This window comes from Rhodoplanes roseus (assembly GCF_003258865.1).
Classification (GTDB): domain Bacteria; phylum Pseudomonadota; class Alphaproteobacteria; order Rhizobiales; family Xanthobacteraceae; genus Rhodoplanes; species Rhodoplanes roseus.
The window spans coordinates 1-3,870 of record NZ_NPEX01000349.1; the positions used below are offsets into that span (position 1 = coordinate 1).

The following is a 3,870-nucleotide window of genomic DNA, read 5'->3' on the forward strand; positions in this document are numbered from 1 at the left end:
GCTTGAGGCGCGGGGCTTCTTCTGCCGTGATCGAGGGGACCTCGCCTTGCCCCTCATTTCGAATTCCGCGAAACGAGGCTCGGCCGATTTCTGATTCCAAACCCTGCCTCGGGCGCCTTAGCGTCCGGAGACGAGGATCATCGATGCCGCTGACCATTCCGTCGACGACCGACCACGAGGACGTGCGCGAGGCCGTGCGGGCGCTGTGCGCCGACTTTCCGGCCGAGTACTGGCGCAAGCTCGACGAGACCGCCGAATACCCCGAAGCCTTCGTCGATGCCCTCACCCAGGCCGGCTGGCTGGCCGCGCTGATCCCCCAGGAGTACGGCGGCTCCGGCCTCGGCGTCACCGAGGCGTCGATCATCCTCGAGGAGATCAACCGGGCCGGCGGCAATTCGGGCGCCTGCCACGGGCAGATGTACAACATGTCGACGCTGCTGCGCGCCGGCTCGGCCGAGCAGAAGCAACGAATCCTGCCGCGCATCGCCACCGGCGAGATCCGCATGCAGTCGATGGCCGTCACCGAGCCGACCACCGGCTCCGACACGACGAAGCTGAAGACCACCGCGGTCAAGCAAGGCGACCGCTGGGTCGTCAACGGCCAGAAGGTGTGGACGTCGCGGCTGCAGCATTCGGACCTGATGATCCTGCTGGCCCGCACCACGCCGCTCGATCAGGTGAGGAAGAAGTCGCAGGGCCTCTCGGTGTTCCTGGTCGACGTCGCCGAGGCGATGAAATCCGGCATGACGGTCCGGCCGATCCGCAACATGGTCAATCACGAGACCAACGAGGTGTTCTTCGACTCCCTCGAGATCCCGGCCGAGAATCTGATCGGCACCGAGGGCGAGGGCTTCCGCTACATCCTCGAAGGGCTCAATGCCGAGCGCACCCTGATCGCCGCCGAGTGCATCGGCGACGGCCACTGGTTCGTCGACAAGGCGGTCGCCTATGGCCGCGACCGCGTCGTGTTCGGCCGGCCGATCGGCCAGAACCAGGGCGTCCAGTTCCCCATTGCGCAGGCCCACATCCACGTGGAAGCGGCGAGCCTGATGCGGTTCAACGCCGCCGCCCTGCACGACAGCGGCAAGCCCTGCGGCGCCGAGGCCAACATGGCGAAGCTCCTGGCCGCCGCGGCCTCGTGGGAGGCGGCCAACGCCTGCCTGCAGACCTTCGGCGGCTTCGGCTTCGCGGCCGAGTACGACGTCGAGCGGAAGTTCCGCGAGACGCGCCTGTATCAGGTGGCGCCGATCTCCTCCAACCTGATCCTCGCTTATGTGGGAGAGCACGTTCTCGGCCTCCCGCGCTCCTATTGAGGTCTCGATGGGGACGCCCCGGAGGTTCGCCGACTGGGAGTCCCGCGACGAGGCGCAGCGCAGCGCCGCCCTGGTGCACGCCCGCGCCGCGATGGCCGGGCTCGGCCGCCGGCTCGGCGCGGTCGTTCACGCGATGCCGGGCGGATCGGGGCAGGACGGGCCGCTCGCCGGCCTCGCCTATGCCGCCAAGGACATGATCGCTACCGGCCTCCACACGCCGGGCTGGGGCCGCGCCGTGCCGTCCAGCGGGATCGGCGAGCGCGCCACCGTGCTGCGCCGGCTCGACGCCGCCGGTGCGACGCTCGTCGCCGTCGCCGAGATGACCGAGCTCGCCTACGAGCCCTCGGGCCACAATTCTTCCCGCGGGCGCGTGCTCAATCCGTGGGACTTCGATCGCATCGTCGGCGGCTCGTCGAGCGGCTCGGCCGCGCTGGTCGCCGCCGGCTGCTGCGACGTCGCGCTCGGCTCCGACACGGGCGGCTCGGTGCGGATTCCGGCGCATTGCTGCGGCGTGACGGCGCTGAAGCCCACGCGGGGCGCGCTGCCGCTCGACGGCGTGATGCCGCTCGCCCCCAGCCTCGACACCATCGGCCTGTTCGCCCGGAGTGCCGCGGATCTGGCGCGGGTCTGGCCCGTGCTGTCGGCGTCGCCGTCGGGGTCCGCCGCGCTCCCGCGTCGCGCCGTGGTGCTCGACGAGGCCCTCGACGACAGCGATCCCGCCATCGTGCGGGCCTGCGAGGCGGCGATCGACATCCTGGTGACGCTCGTCATCGACGTGGTGTCGCATCCCGGTTTCCCGGAGGCGGCCGACCAGCACGCGCTCGCCGTGATGCAGGCCGAAGCCGCCCGCAGCCACGCCGCGCTGATCGACGATCCCGGCACCGAGCCGGTGCTGCGCCGGCGCCTCGCCAAGGGCCTCGCCATCGACGACCGCGCGCTCGCCGAATCCCTCGCCGCGCGCGTGCCGCTGTGCGAGGCGTTCCTGCGCGGCACCCTGGTCGACGCCGACATCGCCATCCTGCCCGTGATGCCGGTCGCGACACCGCGGGTCGCCGAGGTCACCCCCGGGGACCCCGCCTTCGATCCGAAGCGCCTCTACGCGCTCAGCCGCTTCACCCGCTTCGTCAACTATCTCGGCCTGCCGGCGCTGGCGCTGCCGGCGGGCTTCGACGACGCCGGCCTGCCGGTCGGCGTCCAGCTCGTCGGACGGCCCGGCGCCGAGGCACAGCTCCTCGCGCTCGGCCGGGCGTTCCAGGCCCGCACCGATTTTCACGGGCGGGTACCGCGCGCCGTCGCCGACGAGATCACGACAGGATGGGCCGCATGACCAAGACTCCCGCGTCGGCACTCGCCGGCCTGCGCATCCTCGATCTCAGCCGCGTGCGGGCGGGGCCGACCTGCTGCCGCGTGTTCGCCGATTTCGGCGCCGACGTGATCAAGATCGAGGCGCCGGCCGGCGTCGATCCCAACGAGGGCATGAGCGGCGCGCGCCACGGCGCCGACATGCAGAACCTGCACCGCAACAAACGCTCCGTGACGCTGAACCTGAAGTCGCCGAAGGGCCTCGCCCTGTTCAAGCGCATGGTGGCGACCGCCGACGTGGTGGTGGAGAATTTCCGCCCCGACGTGAAGACGCGACTCGGCATCGCCTACGAGGATCTGAAAGCGATCAATCCACGCATCATCCTCGCCTCCATCTCCGGCTTCGGCCAGGACGGCCCCTACCGGCACCGCCCCGGCTTCGACCAGATCGCGCAAGGGATGGGCGGGCTGATGTGGGTGACGGGCCTCGCCGGCCAAGGCCCGGTACGGGCCGGCATCGCCATCGCGGACTCCTCCGCCGGACTTTACGCGGCGCTCGGCATCATGGTGGCGCTGGCCGAGCGCGAGCGCTCCGGCGAGGGCCAGTGGGTGTGCTCGTCGCTGCTCCAGGCCCAGATCGCTATGATGGATTTTCAGGCCGCCAAGTATCTGGTCGACGGCGACGTGCCGCAGCAGGCCGGCAACGATCACCCCTATACGACACCGATGGGCGTGGTGCAGACTTCGGACGGCTACATCAATATCGGGGTCGGCGGCCAGGGCCAGTGGCGCGCTTTTTGCGACGCGATCGGCGAGCCCGGGCTCGCCACCCATCCCGATTACGACTGCCAGGAGAACCGCCTGCGCCACCGCGACGCCCTCAAGGCCCACATCGCCGCCGTGTTCGCGACCAAGACGTCGCGCGACTGGCTCGCGACTCTCGAGGAGGCGCATGTGCCGGCCGGGCCGATCTACACGATCGACGAGGTGTTCGCCGATCCGCAGGTGCAGCATCTCGGCATGGCCGTGCCGGTGGAGGATCCGCGGCGCGGGCAGCTGCGGCTGGTCGGCCAGCCGATCGAGCTGTCGCGCACCCCGGCGGCGCTGACCACGCTGCTGCCGGACGCCGGCGCGCACAACGACGAGATCTTCGCCGAGCTCGGCCTCGGCGGCGACGAGATCGAGGCCCTGCGCAAGGAGCGCGTGATCTGATGAGGATCGCAGAGCCGTCGTTCCGGGGCGCGGACCGCAGGTC

At 70.7% G+C, this 3,870-nt stretch carries 3 protein-coding genes; all 3 read left to right on the forward strand.

What is annotated here, in order from left to right:
* Positions 1-143: 143 nt before the first annotated feature.
* Genes CH341_RS27740 through CH341_RS27750 form a run of 3 tightly spaced genes read left to right on the forward strand, consistent with a single transcriptional unit; the run spans position 144 to position 3,827 of the window.
* On the forward strand, positions 144-1,313 hold the full coding sequence (locus CH341_RS27740; RefSeq protein WP_111422211.1) for an acyl-CoA dehydrogenase family protein: 1,170 nt from the start codon (positions 144-146) through the stop codon (positions 1,311-1,313).
* 7 nt (positions 1,314-1,320) lie between these two features.
* Positions 1,321-2,640 (forward strand): amidase, encoded by a 1,320-nt coding sequence (locus CH341_RS27745; RefSeq protein ID WP_170149834.1) that lies wholly within the window; start codon positions 1,321-1,323, stop codon positions 2,638-2,640.
* Positions 2,637-3,827 (forward strand): CaiB/BaiF CoA transferase family protein, encoded by a 1,191-nt coding sequence (locus CH341_RS27750; protein ID WP_111422217.1) that lies wholly within the window; start codon positions 2,637-2,639, stop codon positions 3,825-3,827. Before CH341_RS27745 ends, CH341_RS27750 begins: the two co-directional genes overlap by 4 nt.
* The last annotated feature ends 43 nt before the right edge of the window (positions 3,828-3,870 follow it).

Excerpts from the sequence above, each read along its gene's own strand:
- CH341_RS27740 (WP_111422211.1), top strand. The coding sequence starts at position 144 with ATGCCGCTGACCATTCCGTCGACGACCGACCACGAGGACGTGCGCGAG.
- CH341_RS27745 (WP_170149834.1), top strand. The coding sequence starts at position 1,321 with ATGGGGACGCCCCGGAGGTTCGCCGACTGGGAGTCCCGCGACGAGGCG.
- CH341_RS27750 (WP_111422217.1), top strand. The coding sequence starts at position 2,637 with ATGACCAAGACTCCCGCGTCGGCACTCGCCGGCCTGCGCATCCTCGAT.